The 14,929-nt window shown below is 63.9% G+C and carries 14 protein-coding genes; all 14 read right to left on the bottom strand.

Features of this window, described 5'->3' with window-relative positions:
• Positions 1 to 11: 11 nt before the first annotated feature.
• Complete coding sequence (locus HNQ95_RS12465) at positions 12 to 917, bottom strand: SDR family oxidoreductase (RefSeq protein ID WP_067962164.1); 906 nt, start codon at positions 915 to 917, stop codon at positions 12 to 14.
• Positions 918 to 928: 11 nt separating this feature from the next.
• Positions 929 to 1,531, bottom strand: coding sequence for a gamma carbonic anhydrase family protein (locus HNQ95_RS12470; RefSeq protein WP_067962165.1), 603 nt, complete (start codon positions 1,529 to 1,531; stop codon positions 929 to 931).
• Positions 1,532 to 1,533: 2 nt separating this feature from the next.
• Positions 1,534 to 2,685: an acetyl-CoA C-acetyltransferase gene (locus HNQ95_RS12475; protein ID WP_067962167.1), complete on the bottom strand. Its 1,152-nt coding sequence runs from the start codon at positions 2,683 to 2,685 to the stop codon at positions 1,534 to 1,536.
• Between the two features lies 1 nt (position 2,686).
• Positions 2,687 to 3,742, bottom strand: coding sequence for an acyl-CoA dehydrogenase family protein (locus HNQ95_RS12480; protein ID WP_182574179.1), 1,056 nt, complete (start codon positions 3,740 to 3,742; stop codon positions 2,687 to 2,689).
• Positions 3,743 to 3,756: 14 nt separating this feature from the next.
• Entirely contained in the window at positions 3,757 to 4,920 is a 1,164-nt protein-coding gene (locus tag HNQ95_RS12485; protein WP_182574180.1) for an acyl-CoA dehydrogenase family protein, read from the bottom strand.
• A gap of 31 nt (positions 4,921 to 4,951) precedes the next feature.
• Positions 4,952 to 5,848 carry an enoyl-CoA hydratase gene (locus HNQ95_RS12490; protein ID WP_067962171.1) on the bottom strand — a complete coding sequence of 299 codons (897 nt, stop codon included), beginning with the start codon at positions 5,846 to 5,848 and terminating at the stop codon, positions 4,952 to 4,954.
• 130 nt (positions 5,849 to 5,978) lie between these two features.
• Positions 5,979 to 6,923 carry an aldo/keto reductase gene (locus HNQ95_RS12495; RefSeq protein WP_182574181.1) on the bottom strand — a complete coding sequence of 315 codons (945 nt, stop codon included), beginning with the start codon at positions 6,921 to 6,923 and terminating at the stop codon, positions 5,979 to 5,981.
• Positions 6,924 to 6,978: 55 nt separating this feature from the next.
• Positions 6,979 to 8,592 carry a GMC family oxidoreductase gene (locus HNQ95_RS34085; protein WP_182574182.1) on the bottom strand — a complete coding sequence of 538 codons (1,614 nt, stop codon included), beginning with the start codon at positions 8,590 to 8,592 and terminating at the stop codon, positions 6,979 to 6,981.
• The gene (locus HNQ95_RS12505; RefSeq protein ID WP_182574183.1) at positions 8,589 to 9,131 is read right to left on the bottom strand and encodes a thioesterase family protein; all 543 of its coding nucleotides are present in this window, start codon (positions 9,129 to 9,131) and stop codon (positions 8,589 to 8,591) included. Before HNQ95_RS12505 ends, HNQ95_RS34085 begins: the two co-directional genes overlap by 4 nt.
• Before the next feature lie 6 nt (positions 9,132 to 9,137).
• Positions 9,138 to 9,842 (bottom strand): ABC transporter ATP-binding protein, encoded by a 705-nt coding sequence (locus HNQ95_RS12510; RefSeq protein WP_182574184.1) that lies wholly within the window; start codon positions 9,840 to 9,842, stop codon positions 9,138 to 9,140.
• Positions 9,835 to 11,598: a branched-chain amino acid ABC transporter ATP-binding protein/permease gene (locus tag HNQ95_RS12515; protein ID WP_182574185.1), complete on the bottom strand. Its 1,764-nt coding sequence runs from the start codon at positions 11,596 to 11,598 to the stop codon at positions 9,835 to 9,837. The genes HNQ95_RS12510 and HNQ95_RS12515 overlap by 8 nt, the downstream gene beginning before the upstream one ends.
• 41 nt (positions 11,599 to 11,639) lie before the next feature.
• A complete protein-coding gene (locus HNQ95_RS12520; RefSeq protein WP_067962179.1) occupies positions 11,640 to 12,518 on the bottom strand; it encodes a branched-chain amino acid ABC transporter permease in 879 nt (292 codons plus the stop codon).
• Positions 12,519 to 12,771: 253 nt separating this feature from the next.
• Entirely contained in the window at positions 12,772 to 13,608 is an 837-nt protein-coding gene (locus HNQ95_RS12525; protein WP_182574186.1) for a sugar phosphate isomerase/epimerase family protein, read from the bottom strand.
• A 170-nt stretch (positions 13,609 to 13,778) separates the two neighbouring features.
• Positions 13,779 to 14,849 (bottom strand): BMP family ABC transporter substrate-binding protein, encoded by a 1,071-nt coding sequence (locus HNQ95_RS12530; RefSeq protein WP_067962182.1) that lies wholly within the window; start codon positions 14,847 to 14,849, stop codon positions 13,779 to 13,781.
• Positions 14,850 to 14,929: the final 80 nt, after the last annotated feature.

Raw genomic sequence — 14,929 nt, forward strand, 5'->3', positions numbered from 1 at the left:
CAGTGGCTCGGCTACGCCCCGTAGACCGCCTTCGGTGCCGGACGCGTGGCCACCAGTTCCTTGATCCGGTCGCCGAGCTCGGCTGCGTCCCATCGGCTGCCCTTGTCGAATTCAGGGCCGTCGTTCCAGCCGAGGCAGATGCGGATCTTGCCGCCGATCAGCTCGAAGATCTGGCCGGTCACTTCAGCCGACGCCGAACTGCACAGCCAGGCAACCAGGGGTGCGGTGTTCTCAGGCGCGAAGATATCGAACTCGCCGTCCTTGGCCTGCATGGCCTCGGCAAAGGCGGTCTCTGTCATGCGCGTGCGGGCATTCGGCGCAAGACCATTGGCGGTGATGCCGTAGCGGCGGAGCTCGGCTGCCTGGACCAGGGTCAGCGAAGCGATGCCGCCCTTGGCCGCTGAATAGGCGCTCTGGCCGACGCTACCCTGCAGGCCGGCGCCCGAAGAGGTGTTGATGATGCGGGCGTCGACCGTCTTGCCGGCCTTCTGCTGGGCGCGCCAATAGTCGACGGCGTGTCTGCTGACGCAGAAATGGCCGCGCAGATGCACGCGCAGCACCGCGTCCCATTCATCGGGCGTGCATGACACGAACATGCGGTCGCGCACGAAGCCGGCATTGTTGACCACGGCATGCAGGTCACCAAAGGCGTCGAGTGCGGCCTTGACGATGCGGCCGCCGGCCTCGAAATCGGTGACGTCATCATAGTTGGCGACGGCCTGGCCGCCCATGGCCTTGATCTCGTCGACCACCTGCTGCGCCGGCGTCTCCGCCGTCGCGTCGCCATGAGTGCCGACGCCGAGATCGTTGACCACGACCTTCGCGCCTTCGGCCGCGAGGCCCAGCGCATAGGCGCGACCGAGGCCGCGGCCGGCGCCGGTGACGATCACAACCCTGTTTTCGCAGATCGCTGCCATGTCAGTCCTTCTCACTTTGTCTTGGTCGACAGGCGCACAGCGCGCGCCTTGCCGGTGTTGCGTTTGCGGCCAGGTTCCGCGACGCGGAGCGGTTCGCATTCCACGAGATCGGCAAGCGACCGGTCCGCCAGCCGCTGATACTCACCGTCGCCATTGTTGCGCCAGATGATAGCGGCTTCCGGCATTTCCTTGATCACCTTGGCTGGATTGCCGGCGATCAGGCTACGTTGAGGCGTCACCACCTCGTTCTTCACCAGGCTGAGCGCTGCCACCAGGCTGTCGTCGCCGATAACGGCGCCGTCGAGCACCACTGCATTCATGCCGATAAGTGCATTCTCGCCCACCGTGCAGCCATGCAGGATGGCGCCGTGGCCTACGGTCGCGCCGCGGCCGACGATGCAGTCCGAGCCCGAGCCGGTGTGCAAGGTGCAATTGTCCTGCACGCTGGCATCGCCGATGACTGTGATGCGGCCGAAATCGCCCCGCAGCGACGCCCCGGGGCCGATGTAGCAGCGCGGCCCGATGGTCACGTCACCGATCAGCACCGCCGTCGGATGCAGGTAAGCAGTGGGGTCGACCACCGGCACGATGCCTTCAAAGGCATAGCACGGCATGGTCAGAGCCTCTCGATGATGGTCACGTTGGCCTGGCCGCCGCCTTCGCACATGGTCTGCAGCGCATAGCGGCCGTTGCGGCGCTCGAGTTCGTTCAGCATCGTGGTCATGATGCGCGCGCCGGTGGCGCCTAGCGGATGGCCGAGTGCGATCGCGCCGCCATTGACGTTCACCTTGTCCCGTGGAATGCCAAGGTCCTTGATCCAGGCGAGCGGGACCGAGGCAAAGGCCTCGTTGCACTCGAACAGGTCGATGTCCTCGATCTTCAGGCCGGTCTTCATAAGCGCATGGCGCGTCGCCGGGATCGGCGCTGTCAACATCCATACCGGATCGTCGCCGCGCACGCTGATGTGGTGGATGCGGGCGCGCGGCTTGAGGTTGTGGTCCTTCACCGCCTGTTCCGAGGCGATCAGCAGCGCAGCCGCCGCATCGGCGTTCTGGCTGGCGACGCCGGCATGCACGCGACCGCCTTCGACCAGCGTCTTCAGCGTCGCCATCCTGTCGAGCGATGTGTCGCGGCGCGGCGTCTCGTCCACGGCGAAGTCGCCGACCGGCGCGATCTCATTGGTGAACCGTCCCGCGTCGATGGCGGCAATGGCGCGCCGGTGGCTCTCCAGCGCGAACTGCTCCATCTCGTCGCGGCTGCACTGCCACTTCTCGGCGATCATTTCGGCCGAGCGAAACTGGCTGACCTCCTGGTCGCCGTATCGGGCGCGCCAGCCCGGCGAGGTGCTGAACGGATCGGGGAAGCCGAACTGCGGCCCGACCAGCATAGCCGACGCCATCGGGATCATGTTCATGTTCTGCACGCCGCCGGCAATCACTAGCTCCTGCGTACCGCTCATCACCGCCTGCGCGGCGAAGTGCACCGCCTGCTGTGCCGAACCGCACTGGCGGTCGACGGTTACACCAGGCACATGGTCGGGCAGACCCGCCACCAGCCAGCAGGTGCGGGCGATGTCGCCGGCCTGCGAGCCGATCGTGTCGGTGCAGCCATAGATGACGTCATCGACCGCGTTCGGGTCGATGCCGGTGCGGGCGATCAGCGCCTTGATCGGCTGGGCACCAAGGTCTGCCGAATGCAGGGCGGCAAGCGAGCCCTTCTTGCGGCCGACCGGCGTACGGACGGCGTCGACGATATAGGCTTCAGGCATATCAGGCCTCTCCGGCAAAGGTGTGTTCGGGTCCGAGCGGACGCGCAAAGACGCGGGCTGCGACGCGCTCGCGATGGAAGGCAGTGCCGCCCCACCAACTGGTCAACGCGATGCCACGCTTGAGGAAGAAGTGAACGTCCACCTCCCAGGAATAACCCATGGCGCCATGCACCTGGATCGAGGTCCGAGCCGCGACGTCGGCGGCATCAGTGCAGGCAAGCTTGGCCTGCGAGATGCGAGCGCGGCTGTAGAGATCGCTCTGCTCGAGCTGGGCGGCTGCCGCATGCAGCACCGGACGAGCGAACTCGATCTTCACCTGGGCGGTCGCGAGGTGATGCTTGACCGCCTGGTAGGAGCCGATCGGCTTGCCGAACTGCTGGCGTTCCTTGGCATACGCGACACCGAGATCGACGCAGCGCTGGGCTAGACCCAGCATCTGAGCGGCTGCAAACAGCGCGCCACGGTCGAGAGCGGCAGCCAGCGGGACTGCGGCCTCACTGGCGCCGGCAACCAGCGTTGCGTCGCTCGGCTCGAATTCAACCGTGAACAGCCGGCGGAACGGATCGACACTCGGCTGCGCCACGATCCTTGCCTTGGCGGTTTCGACGAGATGGACAGCACCGTCGCGGACGACGAGTACCGCCTCGGCCGTATCGGCATCGGCGACGAACGAATTGGCCGGATGTGCCACCGTGACGGTTACATCGCCGGCGAGCGCACGCTTGAGCAGCGCGGCCACCCGGGCATTGTCGGAGAAGGCAGCAAGCAGCGGCAACGCCACGCCTGCATTCTCGACCAGCGGCTCCGGCAGCCCGGCGTAGCCGCAAGCCTCGGCGATCTGCACGAAGTCGATGGCCGACAGTCCGAGGCCGCCATTGTCTTCAGCCACCAGGGCACCGGCGAGGCCCATCTCCAAAATCTTGGCCCAGCGGGAAGCGTCGCGGGCAGCGCCCTCGCCCATCAATCGGCGCAGGTCGGCGGGCTGGCAGACGTCAGCGAGCAACTCACGGACCACGTCAGCCGTCATCGTCTGTTCTTCGGAGAAACGGAAATCCATCTTTTCGCCTCCCCTTATGCGCGCGGCAGCCCAAGCATACGCTCGGCGATGATGTTGCGCTGGATCTCGTTCGAGCCGGCATAGATCGGTCCGGCCAGCGAGAAGAAGTAGCCGTCCAGCCAGCGGCCGATGTCGCCCGCCTCGGGCGCCGTACGCAGCAGTTCCGCACGGGCGCCCAGGATCGACAATGCCGCCTTGTGCATGGCGATGTCCATTTCCGACCAGAAGATCTTGTTGGTGCTGGCCTCGGCGCCGATATGGCCGCCTGCGGCAAGCCGCGATGCGGTGGCGTAGATCGACAGCGCATAGGCCTCGGCGTCCATCCAGGACTGCAGCACCGCCGTGCGCACCGTTGGCTCGACCTCGGCCTCATGCGCCTTGTAGAGCTCGACCAGCTTGCGCGCCGCCACCTGGAAGCGCGCCGGGCTGCGCAGCATCAGGCCGCGCTCGAAGCCGGCAGTTGCCATACAGATGTTCCAGCCCTCGCCCTCGCCGCCGAGTCGGTTGAAGGCGGACACGCGGACATCGTCGAGGAAGATTTCGGCAAAGCCGGTCTCGCCGTCGATCTGCGGGATCGCCTGCACCCGCACGCCGGGGGCGTTGAGCGGGAAAAAGATCAGGGACAAGCCCTTATGGCGCTGCGACGCCGGATCGGTGCGGAACAGCCCAAAGGCCCAGTCGGCGAAGACCGCGCGCGACGACCAGATCTTGTGGCCCTTGAGCACATATTCGTCGCCTTCAAGCACGGCGGTCGCGCGCACCGAGGCCAGGTCGGAACCGGCTTGAGGCTCGGACCAGGCTTGCGCCCAGATCTCGTCGCCTGAGGCCATGGAGGTCAGGAAGCGCGCCTTCTGCTCCTCGGTGCCATATTCCATCAGCGTCGGCCCGAGCAGGAAGATGCCGTTCTGGTTGACGCGCAGCGGCGCGCCGGCACGGTAATATTCTTCTTCGAAGATCAGCCACTGGATCAGGTCGAGCCCGCGCCCGCCATAGCTTTCCGGCCAGGTCACCATGCCCCAGCGGCCCTCGGCCAGCACGCGCTCCCATGCGCGATGCGCCTCAAAACCCTCGCGGCTGGCATCGAAGGACGGCAGCGGCTTGCTGGGCACATGCTTTTCGAGCCAGGAGCGCACTTCCTGGCGGAAGGCCTGCTGCTCGTCGGTGTAATCAAGATCCACGCTTGGAAATTCCCGTTGGTCGGTGGCGGGCTCAAGCCTCGCCGGCCTGCTTCTTGTTGGCGGCGGCCATGCTCTTGGCGTCTTGTCCGCCCAGCGTGTTGCCGGTGGTCAGGTCGTTCTGGGCATGGGCGAAATGATGCATGTGATAATGCGCGTCCATGGCGGTGCGCTTTCCGCGCAGGTCCTCGACATGATTGATCGCCTGCTTGGACAGCCAGAGGCCGAGGCGCGGATACTGCGCCAGCTTTTCGGCCATGGCCCGACCGGCGCCTTCCAGTTCGTCGCGGGCAACCACCTTGTTGACCATGCCGAACTGCTCGGCGCGTGACGCCGGCATGCGTTCACCCATCATCAGGAATTCCTTGGCGACGCGCGGCGGCAGCTCGAAGGCATGTGCGAAATACTCGACGCCTGGAATGCCCATGCGCACCACCGGATCCTGGAAGAAGGCATCGTCGGTGGCGACGATGAAGTCGCAGACCCAGGCAAGCATCAACCCGCCGGCGACGCAAGCGCCCTGCACAAGTGCGATCGTGGGCTTGGGGATGTCGCGCCAGCGTCGGCACATGCCGAGATAGACCTCGTGCTCCCTGGTGTAGAGCATTTCGGCAGCCGGCTTGTTGGTGTGGTCGGACCACATCAGGCGACGGTCGAAGGTCTTGTTGACGTCGCGACCCGGCGTGCCGATGTCGTGGCCGGCAGAGAAATGCTTCCCCGCGCCGCGCAGGATGATGACCTTCACCGTGTCGTCGTCGACTGCGCGCTTGAAGGCATCGTCGAGCGCATAGGTCATCTGGGAGTTCTGGGCGTTGTTGAACGTCGGGCGATTCATCGTCACCCAGGCGATCGGTCCCTCGGTTTCGTAGAGGACCGGCTCGCCCGTCTCATAGGTGATGTCTGCCGTACGCGGCTCAACCAGATCGCTCATATCAAGGGTTTCCGCTGACAATTCAACTTGGTAGCTCCGGAGAAACTACGTTCCCCGCCAAGGGGTGCAATCGTCCAAAGGGACTAAAGCGCCGGCAACTTTGTGCGCCGCACAATCACTTGCCGCACGATCATTTGCAGATCGTATCGATCTCGGCGAGCTCCGCTGCCGTCAGATTCCACGAGGCAGCCGCTGCATTGGCCACCACCTGCTCGGGACGGGTGGCACCCGCAATTACGCTGGAAACGATCGGCTGGCAGGCCAGCCAGGAAAACGCCAGCTCGAGGATGGTGCGTCCGCGCGCTTCACTGAAGCCGATCAGCTTCTCGACCTTGTCGAGATTGGCGTCGGTCAGGCCGGATTTGAAATAGGCCATGTTCATGCGCGTGTCCTCCGGCAGCGCCTGACCCTTGCGGTATTTGCCGGTCAGGAGGCCGCTCGCCAGCGGGAAATAGGGCAAAAGCGTCATGCCGGTGCGGTGCATCGCCGGGAACAGCTCGGTCTCGGCCGTGCGCGAGATCAGATTGTATTCGGCCTGGGTGGATTGCAGGCTGTGCAGATTGTGATGGCGCGAAGTCCAACTGGCATCGACCAGCATCCATGCCGGCAGGTTCGAGCAGCCGAGATAGCGGACCTTGCCCTGCTTCACGAGATCGTCGAGCGCCCGCAGCGTCTCCTCGACTGGCGTCTGCGGATCTGGGAAATGGTACTGGTAGAGGTCGATGTAGTCAGTCTTGAGCCGGCGCAGGCTGTCTTCGACAGCATTCATGATGTAGCCGCGCGATCCGTTGTAGCGATTGCTCTTCTCGCGGTTGAGCGGCGAGGCGAACTTGGTCGCCAACACCACATCCTTGCGCCGGTCGCCGAGCACCTCGCCCAAAGTGATCTCCGACCCACCATTGACGCCGTAGGAATCCGAGGTGTCGAGCAGCGTGATGCCGGCATCGAGCGCGGCATGCACCACTTTGCGGGCGCCCTCGGTGTCGAGACTCCTGATCATGCCGCCAAAATTGTTGCAGCCGAGACCGACAACCGAAACCTCAAGGCCCGTGCGGCCGAGAACGCGCTTTTCCATCTCGTCTACTCCATCATCTTCGTTCGCTAACTATCTTATTTCAAAGGCAAACAGCCTATGCGGCCGCCTTGACAATATCGGCAGCCTTCTCCGCGATCATGACTGTCGCGGCATAGGTGTTGCCGTTGACCAGCACCGGCATGATCGACGCGTCGGCGACACGCAGCCTTTCGACACCACGCACCCGCAGTTGCGGATCGACCACCGAGTCTGTGTCCGCACCCATCCGGCAGGTGCCGGCAGCGTGGTAGTGCGTCACGGCCGTCGCCAAAATGTCCTCGGCGATGTCGTCGAGCGAACGGATCGACCGCGCCGGCAACAGTTCCTTGGCGAGCACATTGCGCAAAGCCGGCTGGTTGACGATCGCACGCGTCCGGGCGGCTCCCTCCGTCAGTATCTTGAGATCGCGCGGATCAGAGAAATAGTTCGGCGAGATCGCGGCATGCGCCATCGCATCGGCCGACTTGAGTGTGACTTGGCCCCGGCTGTAGGGCGAGCCATGGTTGAGCAACAGCGTGAAGCCATGTTCCCGCGGCAGGATACCAAGCACCCCAGGACCACGGCGGATCACTGTTGCCGGTGCCATGCAGACCTGGATTTCGCTGCCGGGATCGCCCTCGACGGCGTTGAGATAGCCTGATGTTGGAAACAGCCCGCGGCTCAGGACGCCACGACGCTGGAACACATATTGCGCGCCGGCCTTCAATGCGCCCCACGGCTTGACGTGACTGTAGGCGCTGACCGGCTTTGTCGTCGTGTACATCAGCCGGTACATCGGGTGGTTCTGCAGGTTCTGTCCGACCTCGGGGCTGTCTGCGTTTACCTTGATGCCGAGACGCTGCAGGCTGCCCGCGTCGCCCACGCCCGACAGCATCAACAATTGCGGCGAGTTGACTGCGCCACCGCTGAGTATCACTTCCTTGACCGCGCGCGCCACGCGTGGCCGGCCCTCATGGGCAAACACCACACCGGTGGCGATCCCCGCCTCGATCACCACCCGCTTGACCAGGGCGTTGACGATCAGCGTCAGGTTCGGCCGCTTCAGCGCCGGGTGCAGGAAGGCCGCAGCCGTGCTTGAACGCTTGCCCTTGCCAATGGTCAGGTCGACATGACCGAAGGCTTGGGCCGCGTCCTTGTTGAGGTCGTCGGTCAGCGGCAAGCCTTCGTCGGCCGCCGCATCGAGGAACATGTCGCAGACGGGGGCAGTGCCCTGTCCCTTCGACACCTGCATCGGCCCGCTGCCGCCATGAATGTCGTTGGCGCCGCGCTCGTTGGTCTCGGATTTCTTGAAATAGGGCAGAACATCGTCATACCCCCAGCCGTCATTGCCCAGCGCCTTCCAGTTGTCGTAGTCGCGCCGGTGGCCGCGCATGTACATCATGCCGTTGATCGAACTGGAGCCGCCGACGAGCTTGCCCTGGGCCCAATAGAGCTTGCGGCCGCCCAGCGCTTGCACCGGTTCGCTCTCGTAGCTCCAGTTGTAGGCGGGATGCGTGCCGGTCACGACATTGGCGCCCGGAATACGGATCAACATGTCCTTGTCCAGCCCGCCGGCCTCTATGACGGCAACCCGCACATTGGGGTTCTCGGACAGGCGTGCGGCGAGCACGCAGCCGGCCGCACCTGCGCCCACGACGACATAGTCGAATTCGAGGTCGCTGAACGTCACGTCCTTGCCCCGAAGTCTCGCCGCGCTACGCCCTTGGGCCACGGCAGGCGCGCGTGCTCCTGGGCAAGCCTTGTCAGCGGATCGGCCACGGCAGCCTCGACGATCCTGGCTGCCTTGCGCAGGCGCAGGTCGACATGGATCGACAGGCCTTCGACCGTCGCGGCGCGGTAATTTTGGTCGACATTCCACAATTCGTGGAAGTGGTGGACGCGCTTCAGGTCGGTCCACAGCACGACGCTGCGGGCTTCCAGCTTTGCATCCGGCATCAGTTCCCGTTCGTAGCGAACGCTTTTCTCCAGCCGAAAGAAGCTGTAGCTGGTGCGCCTGATGTAGTCGTCATGGATACCAAAGACTTCGAACAGGTCGCTTTCGGCGATATCGAACACATGGTCGTACCAGGACACGTTCATGTGCCGGTTGACGTCGAGCCAGCGCGGCTCGACCTGCCCCCGGAAACTGATATAGACGCGCGGCCCGTTTTCAGGGTCTCCGGCGTTCGCGCCCGAAACTTGGTCCCCGACCGCGCACTCGTCGTTCATCAGCCCTTACTCCGCCGCGACAGCCGGAGCGTTCAGCTTCTCGTCCAGTTCGGAGGCGAGGCACGAGAACTTCACCTGGCCGCGCTCGATGATCATGGCGCGGTCGGCATAGGGGGCGGTAACAGCCAGATGCTGCTCGACGATGACAACCGCCGTGCCGGTCTGCGCCCAGCGACGCAGGAAGGCGAGGATCGGTGGCAGCAGCGCCTGGGCGAGGCCCATCGACGGCTCGTCGCAGAGCAGCACCTTGGGCTGGGCGATGAAGGCTTGGCCGAGCGCCAGCATCTGCTGCTGACCGCCTGAGAGATCACGAGCGTAGAGTTTCTGCTTTTCCTTCAGGATCGGGAAGACCGAGTAGATTTCCTCGACCGCGTTGTTGAAGCCGGCACGGTCGCCACGCCGGGCGGCGGCGCCCATGCGCAGATTGTCGAACACGCTGAGCTCGGGAAACACACGGTGCCCGTCAAGCACAAGGCGCAAGCCCGACTGCGCCACCTTCTCCGGCGCGACCCCGCCGATCGCCTTGCCGTCGAGCAGGATCTCGCCGCTGTCGGGTTTGTTGAAGCCGGCGATCGCCCGCATCAGCGTCGACTTGCCGGCGCCATTCTCGCCGCCGATGAGCAGGATCTCGCCCGCCTTTGCGGTCAGCGACACATCGCGCAGCACCGGGATGGTGCCATAGCCTGCAACCAGATTCTTGACCTCAAGCATGGCGCGACCCCACGAACATATGCTGCACAGCCGGGTCCTTGGCGACTACGTCCGGCTTGCCTGAAGAAACCACTCGGCCCTGTTCCAGCACAGTGATGGTGTCGGCAATGCCCCACACCAGGTCGAGATCGTGCTCGACCAGGATGACTGTCTTGCCCATCTGGCGGCTCAGGAACTTGACGAGATTGGCGAAGTTGGTGCGCTCGCTCTGCGACAGGCCGGCAGCCGGCTCGTCGAACAAGACGATGGTTGCCTCCTTGAGCACCGTGCGCATCACTTCGACCAGACGACGTTGGCCGTGCGACAGCAGCGTCGCGCTGTCCTGGCCAAAGCTCTTCTCCATCGCCTTGGCGAGCGCGGTCATGTCAGCGCTGGCAGGGCCGACGCGGGCATCGATGCCGATCTTCAAGTTGTCCCACAGCGACATCTGGCTGAAGATGCGCGGCGCCTGGAAGGTGCGGCCGAGGCTCATATTGGCGATGCGGTCGGCCGCCATGTTGGTCGCGTCTACCCCGTTGATCATGAAGGAGCCGGTGTTCAGGCGCGACAGACCGCTCAGCACGTTGAGCAGGCTGGTTTTGCCCGAGCCGTTGGCGCCGATCAGTCCGTGCACCTCACCCTTGCGAACCTTGAGGTCGACAGCACTGACAGCCACCACCTCGCCGAACTTCTTGGTGCCGTTGCGCACCTCGACGGCGATCTCCTCGCTCGGCTCGCGGACCGTCTTGCCGGCCTGCAGGTCGGCGAGAAAACCGTCGATGCGGAAGGCCTGCTCGCCGCCGCCGGTCTGCTTGCGCTTGGCGCGCAGGCGCTCGACCGAGCCGACGATGCCATCGGGGAAAGCCATGACCGCAACAAGCGTCAGGCAGCCATACATCAAGAGGCGATACTCGACGAAACCGGCCAAGAGGATGTTCGGCAGGATGTAGACGATCCAGATGCCGATGATCGGACCGAGCATCTGTCCGCGACCGCCGACAACGACCGCGAAGAAGAACACGAAAGACAGCTCGATGTTGAAGCCCTGCGGGCTGACGAAAGCTACCGTCGGCAAGTAGAGGATACCGCAGATACCGGTCCCGATCGACGCGACGATGAAGGCGGTGAAGCGCATCACTCCCGGCTTGATGCCCAGGGAACGCGCCGCTTCCGGGCTCAGCGCCGCCACGAACATCATACGGCCGAGCTTCGAGCGCCGAATACCGTAATGGACGAACAGCGCGATCATCGGGAATACCGCAACCGCGATCGCCAGCAGCGACATGCTACCCACGATCGGATTGGTCAGCGCCGGTACGGTGACGCTGATACCGTTGATGCCGTTGGTCCACTTGTCGAGCGTCACCAGAAGCTGCGGGAAAACGATCGCGGCACTCATGGTTACGAAGCCGAGGTGGAAGCCTTGTACACGCAACGCCGGCAGGGCAAACAGCAGGCCGCCAAGCATGGCAGCGACGATGCCACCCATCGCGGCGGCTGCAAACGACCAGCCATGCAGGCCGAACAGGATCGCAGCGACATAGGCGGCAAGTCCGAGGATGGCGCCCTGGCCGAACGACTTCTGGCCAGCATCGACGAACAGCATGTTCTGGAAGATGGCTGCTGCGATATAGATGTTCACCAGCTGGAACGTGTGAATCCAGTAGGAGTTGCCGGCGATCACCGGGCCGAAGCCGGTGATCGCGATCAGCGCCACGCCGATCCAGACCTGCGTCAGGTCGGAGTTGAAGCGGCCTTTCGGCTTGGTTTCAGCCATGGAAACGGGTCCGGTTTGTACGTTCGCGGTCGCCTGCATGATCACACCCGCCTTGCGCCGACGCGCCCGAACAGGCCTTGCGGCCGGAACATCAGGATCAGCACCAGAACCAGCAACGATGCGAGGTCCTGATAGGCACCACCGACCTTGTAGGCGGTCAGCATCGCCACCACGCCCACCAGAGGTCCACCGATCAGCGTGCCGGCGTTGGAACCGATGCCGCCGACGACGGCGGCGACGAAGCCGTTGAGCACATATTTCAGGCCGGCGTCAGGGCTGACCGAGATCACAGGAGCAACGAGGAAGCCGACGGTACCGACCATCAGGCCGCTGATTGCAAAGGAGATGAGCTGCAGCCGGCGCACCGGCAGGCCGGCAGCACGCGCGGCGTCGAAATCCTGCGACAGCGCGCTGATGGCGAGACCGATGAAAGTGCGGCGCAGGAAGTAGCGCAACGCGAAAAACCAGAAGATCATCGCAGCGATCGCCAAGGCATAGGCACCCGGCGTGCGGGTCCCGAAGATGCGGAAGCTCGGCACGACGCTCTGGACGGAATAGGCGAACGGCCCCTGTGTGATCATCAGCAACGCCGCCACGATCACCGAGACCGACACCGTCGAAATCAGCCAGCTGTCCTGCTCGACCGAGGAGCGCAGCGGCAAAAGCGTGATGTAGCCCTGGACGGCGACGACGGCGGCGATGCCCAGGCCAGTCAGCAGCAGCATCAGACTCCACTGGCCAAGCCCGACCTGGTTGGCCAGGAAATAGGCGGCGAAGCCGCCGAGGATGAACATGTTGCCTTGGGCGAAGTTGAAGATGTTGGTCGCGCCATGGACGATATTGAAGCTCATCGCGATGGTGGCAAAGATCGACCCGATGGCGATCCCGCGTATCACGATGATCAGTATTTCGCTGAGCATAAGCTCGCCTCCCTGACCTCACTTATGAACCCGCCCTGCCTGCACCGCGGGCAAGCCCGGAAAGCTGACGAGGAAGGCGTATTTTGAGGTCAGCTTATGCGTGCCAGCGACGCCCGCAACATCGTTCGAACGGACTAACGACAATTGCAGGAAAACGGAGCGGTCGGTCGCCCCGTGCAAGGTTCGGACGCGGTTGTTCAGACGCCGACTTTGTCGTCGTCATCCATGGCCGCCCCCCCTTGGGCGCTAATGGTCAGGAAAAGCAGTCCCGTGCCGTGTCGAACGAAATTTTCGCCGCCTCATTCCGGCCGAGAGCCGCGAGTTCGGGCGAAATCACCTCGACGCTGAACGGCGCGGCAACGCCCATATCATCCAGCGTCGCAGCGAAGGCGGAAAGATCGAATGCGCCCTGCCCGCACAGGCTGCGGTTCATGGTCTCGGCCGAGCGCTGGCCGACCGGCACCTTGCCGGCATCGTTCACCTGCACGCACAGGATCCTGTTCGCGGCAATCCGCCTCAGATCCTCCAACGGCACGTCGGCGCGGAAAACATGCCACGAATCGATGACCAGCCCGGCATTGGGAATGTCGGCGATGATCGCCAGCGCCGTGTCTACGTCACGCACATTGCCCCAGGCCACCAGTTCCAGCGCGATCGAAAGCCCATGTTCGACCGCCTGGCCGCAGAGGTCGCGGAATTTCCGCTGCATGGTCTCGAGCGATATGCCACGTTCGCCAAGATCGGGTCCGACATTGATGACCTTGGCGCCGAACGCGGCCGCCGCCCGGAACGCCGTCTCTTCGTTGCGGCGGGAAACAAGCCCCGCCTCGCCGTCCATGAACCAGTCGGTCAGAAACTCGACCGACACATGCTTCATGCCGTGTGCATCGAGAATGGCGCGAAGCTCGCCATCGCCAAACCCACGCGCCCGCTGCTCGGCATAGTCGCGGAAATGCAGGCACATGCCGGTGTAGCCGGCCGCAGCACACGCCTCCACACGCTCGGCAAAGCCATGGCGCGAGGCAACGGGGTTGCCTGGCATGACGCCGCTTATCGTGTGCGAGCTGCAGACATATTCGCGCGTCTTCATTGGTCATCCCGGGGCTGGCTGCAATCGGCCCAAAATGTCCTCGCGGCATCAGGCATACAGGTCCATTCGGACTAGGCGCCAGCTGCATGCGACGCCTGAAACGAAAAACCCCCGGTATAACCGGGGGTTTCCTTGAACCGCGAGGCGTCTCGCAGCCGATATCGATCCGCTTACTGCGGCAGCTTGTCGTCCACGCCCTTGACGTAGAAGTTCATGCCGAGCAGCACGCCGTCCTCGGCCACTTCGCCAGCCTTCAACCATTCCGAACCGTCCTGTTTGGCGATCGGGCCCGTGAAGGGGTTGAACGAGCCGGACTTGATCTTGGCGGTGGTCTCTTCGGCCAGCGCCTTCACGTCGTCGGGCATGTTGGTGAAGGGCGCCATCACGACGTGGCCTTCCTTCATGCCGCCCCAGACGTCCTGCTGCTTCCAGCTGCCGTCGATCACGGCCTTGACCCGCTCGATGTAGTATGGGCCCCAGTCATCGACGATCGAGGTCAGCTGGGTCTTTTCGCCGAACTTGATCATGTCCGAAGCCTGGCCGAAGGCCTTGATGCCGCGCTCGGTCGCAACCTGCATCGGGGCGGTCGAGTCGGTGTGCTGGGTGATGATGTCGACGCCCTGGTCGATCAGCGCCTTGGCGGCGTCGGCTTCCTTGCCCGGGTCGAACCAGGTGTTGGCCCACACCACCTTGACCTTGAAGTCGGGGTTGACCGACTGCGCACCGAGCACGAAAGCGTTGATGCCCATCACCACTTCCGGGATCGGGAAGGACGCGATGTAGCCGGCAACGCCTGCCTTCGACAGCTTGGCGGCGATCACACCCTGCACATAGCGGCCTTCATAGAAGCGCGAGTTGTAGGTCGCGACGTTGGGATGCTCGCGCTTGTAGCCGGTGGCGTGCTCGAATTTCACATCCGGGAACTTGCCGGCAACCTTGTTGGTCGGATCCATATAGCCGAACGACGTCGTGAAGACGATGTTGCAACCCGAGCGCGCGAAGCGCTCAATGGCGCGCTCAGCGTCGGCACCTTCCGGCACGCTTTCGAGATAGGCAGTCTCGACCTGGTCGCCGAGCGCCTTCTTCATCTCCTCCAGGCCCTGGTGGTGCTGGTACGACCAGCCGAAATCGCCGATCGGGCCGACATAGATAAAGCAGGCCTTGGTTGCTGCTTGCGCAGCCATGGTTCCGAAAGACATCACGGCAGCCGCCGCGGCGAACGACAATATTGTCTTCTTCATACTCTTGTTCCTCTAGTGGTTGCCCGGGGCACTATCCCATCCTTTTATAGTCCCTGTACATGGTTCGGACCGGAAGTCAC

The organism is Aminobacter ciceronei (assembly GCF_014138625.1).
In the GTDB taxonomy this organism is placed as follows: Bacteria; Pseudomonadota; Alphaproteobacteria; order Rhizobiales; family Rhizobiaceae; genus Aminobacter; species Aminobacter ciceronei.

Coding starts and splice junctions, on each gene's coding strand:
- HNQ95_RS12470 (WP_067962165.1), bottom strand. CDS start 1,531: ATGCCGTGCTATGCCTTTGAAGGCATCGTGCCGGTGGTCGACCCCACT.
- HNQ95_RS12475 (WP_067962167.1), bottom strand. CDS start 2,685: ATGCCTGAAGCCTATATCGTCGACGCCGTCCGTACGCCGGTCGGCCGC.
- HNQ95_RS12520 (WP_067962179.1), bottom strand. CDS start 12,518: ATGCTCAGCGAAATACTGATCATCGTGATACGCGGGATCGCCATCGGG.
- HNQ95_RS12480 (WP_182574179.1), bottom strand. CDS start 3,742: ATGGATTTCCGTTTCTCCGAAGAACAGACGATGACGGCTGACGTGGTC.
- HNQ95_RS12510 (WP_182574184.1), bottom strand. CDS start 9,842: ATGCTTGAGGTCAAGAATCTGGTTGCAGGCTATGGCACCATCCCGGTG.
- HNQ95_RS12490 (WP_067962171.1), bottom strand. CDS start 5,848: ATGAGCGATCTGGTTGAGCCGCGTACGGCAGACATCACCTATGAGACG.
- HNQ95_RS12465 (WP_067962164.1), bottom strand. CDS start 917: ATGGCAGCGATCTGCGAAAACAGGGTTGTGATCGTCACCGGCGCCGGC.
- HNQ95_RS12505 (WP_182574183.1), bottom strand. CDS start 9,131: ATGAACGACGAGTGCGCGGTCGGGGACCAAGTTTCGGGCGCGAACGCC.
- HNQ95_RS12530 (WP_067962182.1), bottom strand. CDS start 14,849: ATGAAGAAGACAATATTGTCGTTCGCCGCGGCGGCTGCCGTGATGTCT.
- HNQ95_RS12515 (WP_182574185.1), bottom strand. CDS start 11,598: ATGGCTGAAACCAAGCCGAAAGGCCGCTTCAACTCCGACCTGACGCAG.
- HNQ95_RS12495 (WP_182574181.1), bottom strand. CDS start 6,923: ATGGAAAAGCGCGTTCTCGGCCGCACGGGCCTTGAGGTTTCGGTTGTC.
- HNQ95_RS12525 (WP_182574186.1), bottom strand. CDS start 13,608: ATGAAGACGCGCGAATATGTCTGCAGCTCGCACACGATAAGCGGCGTC.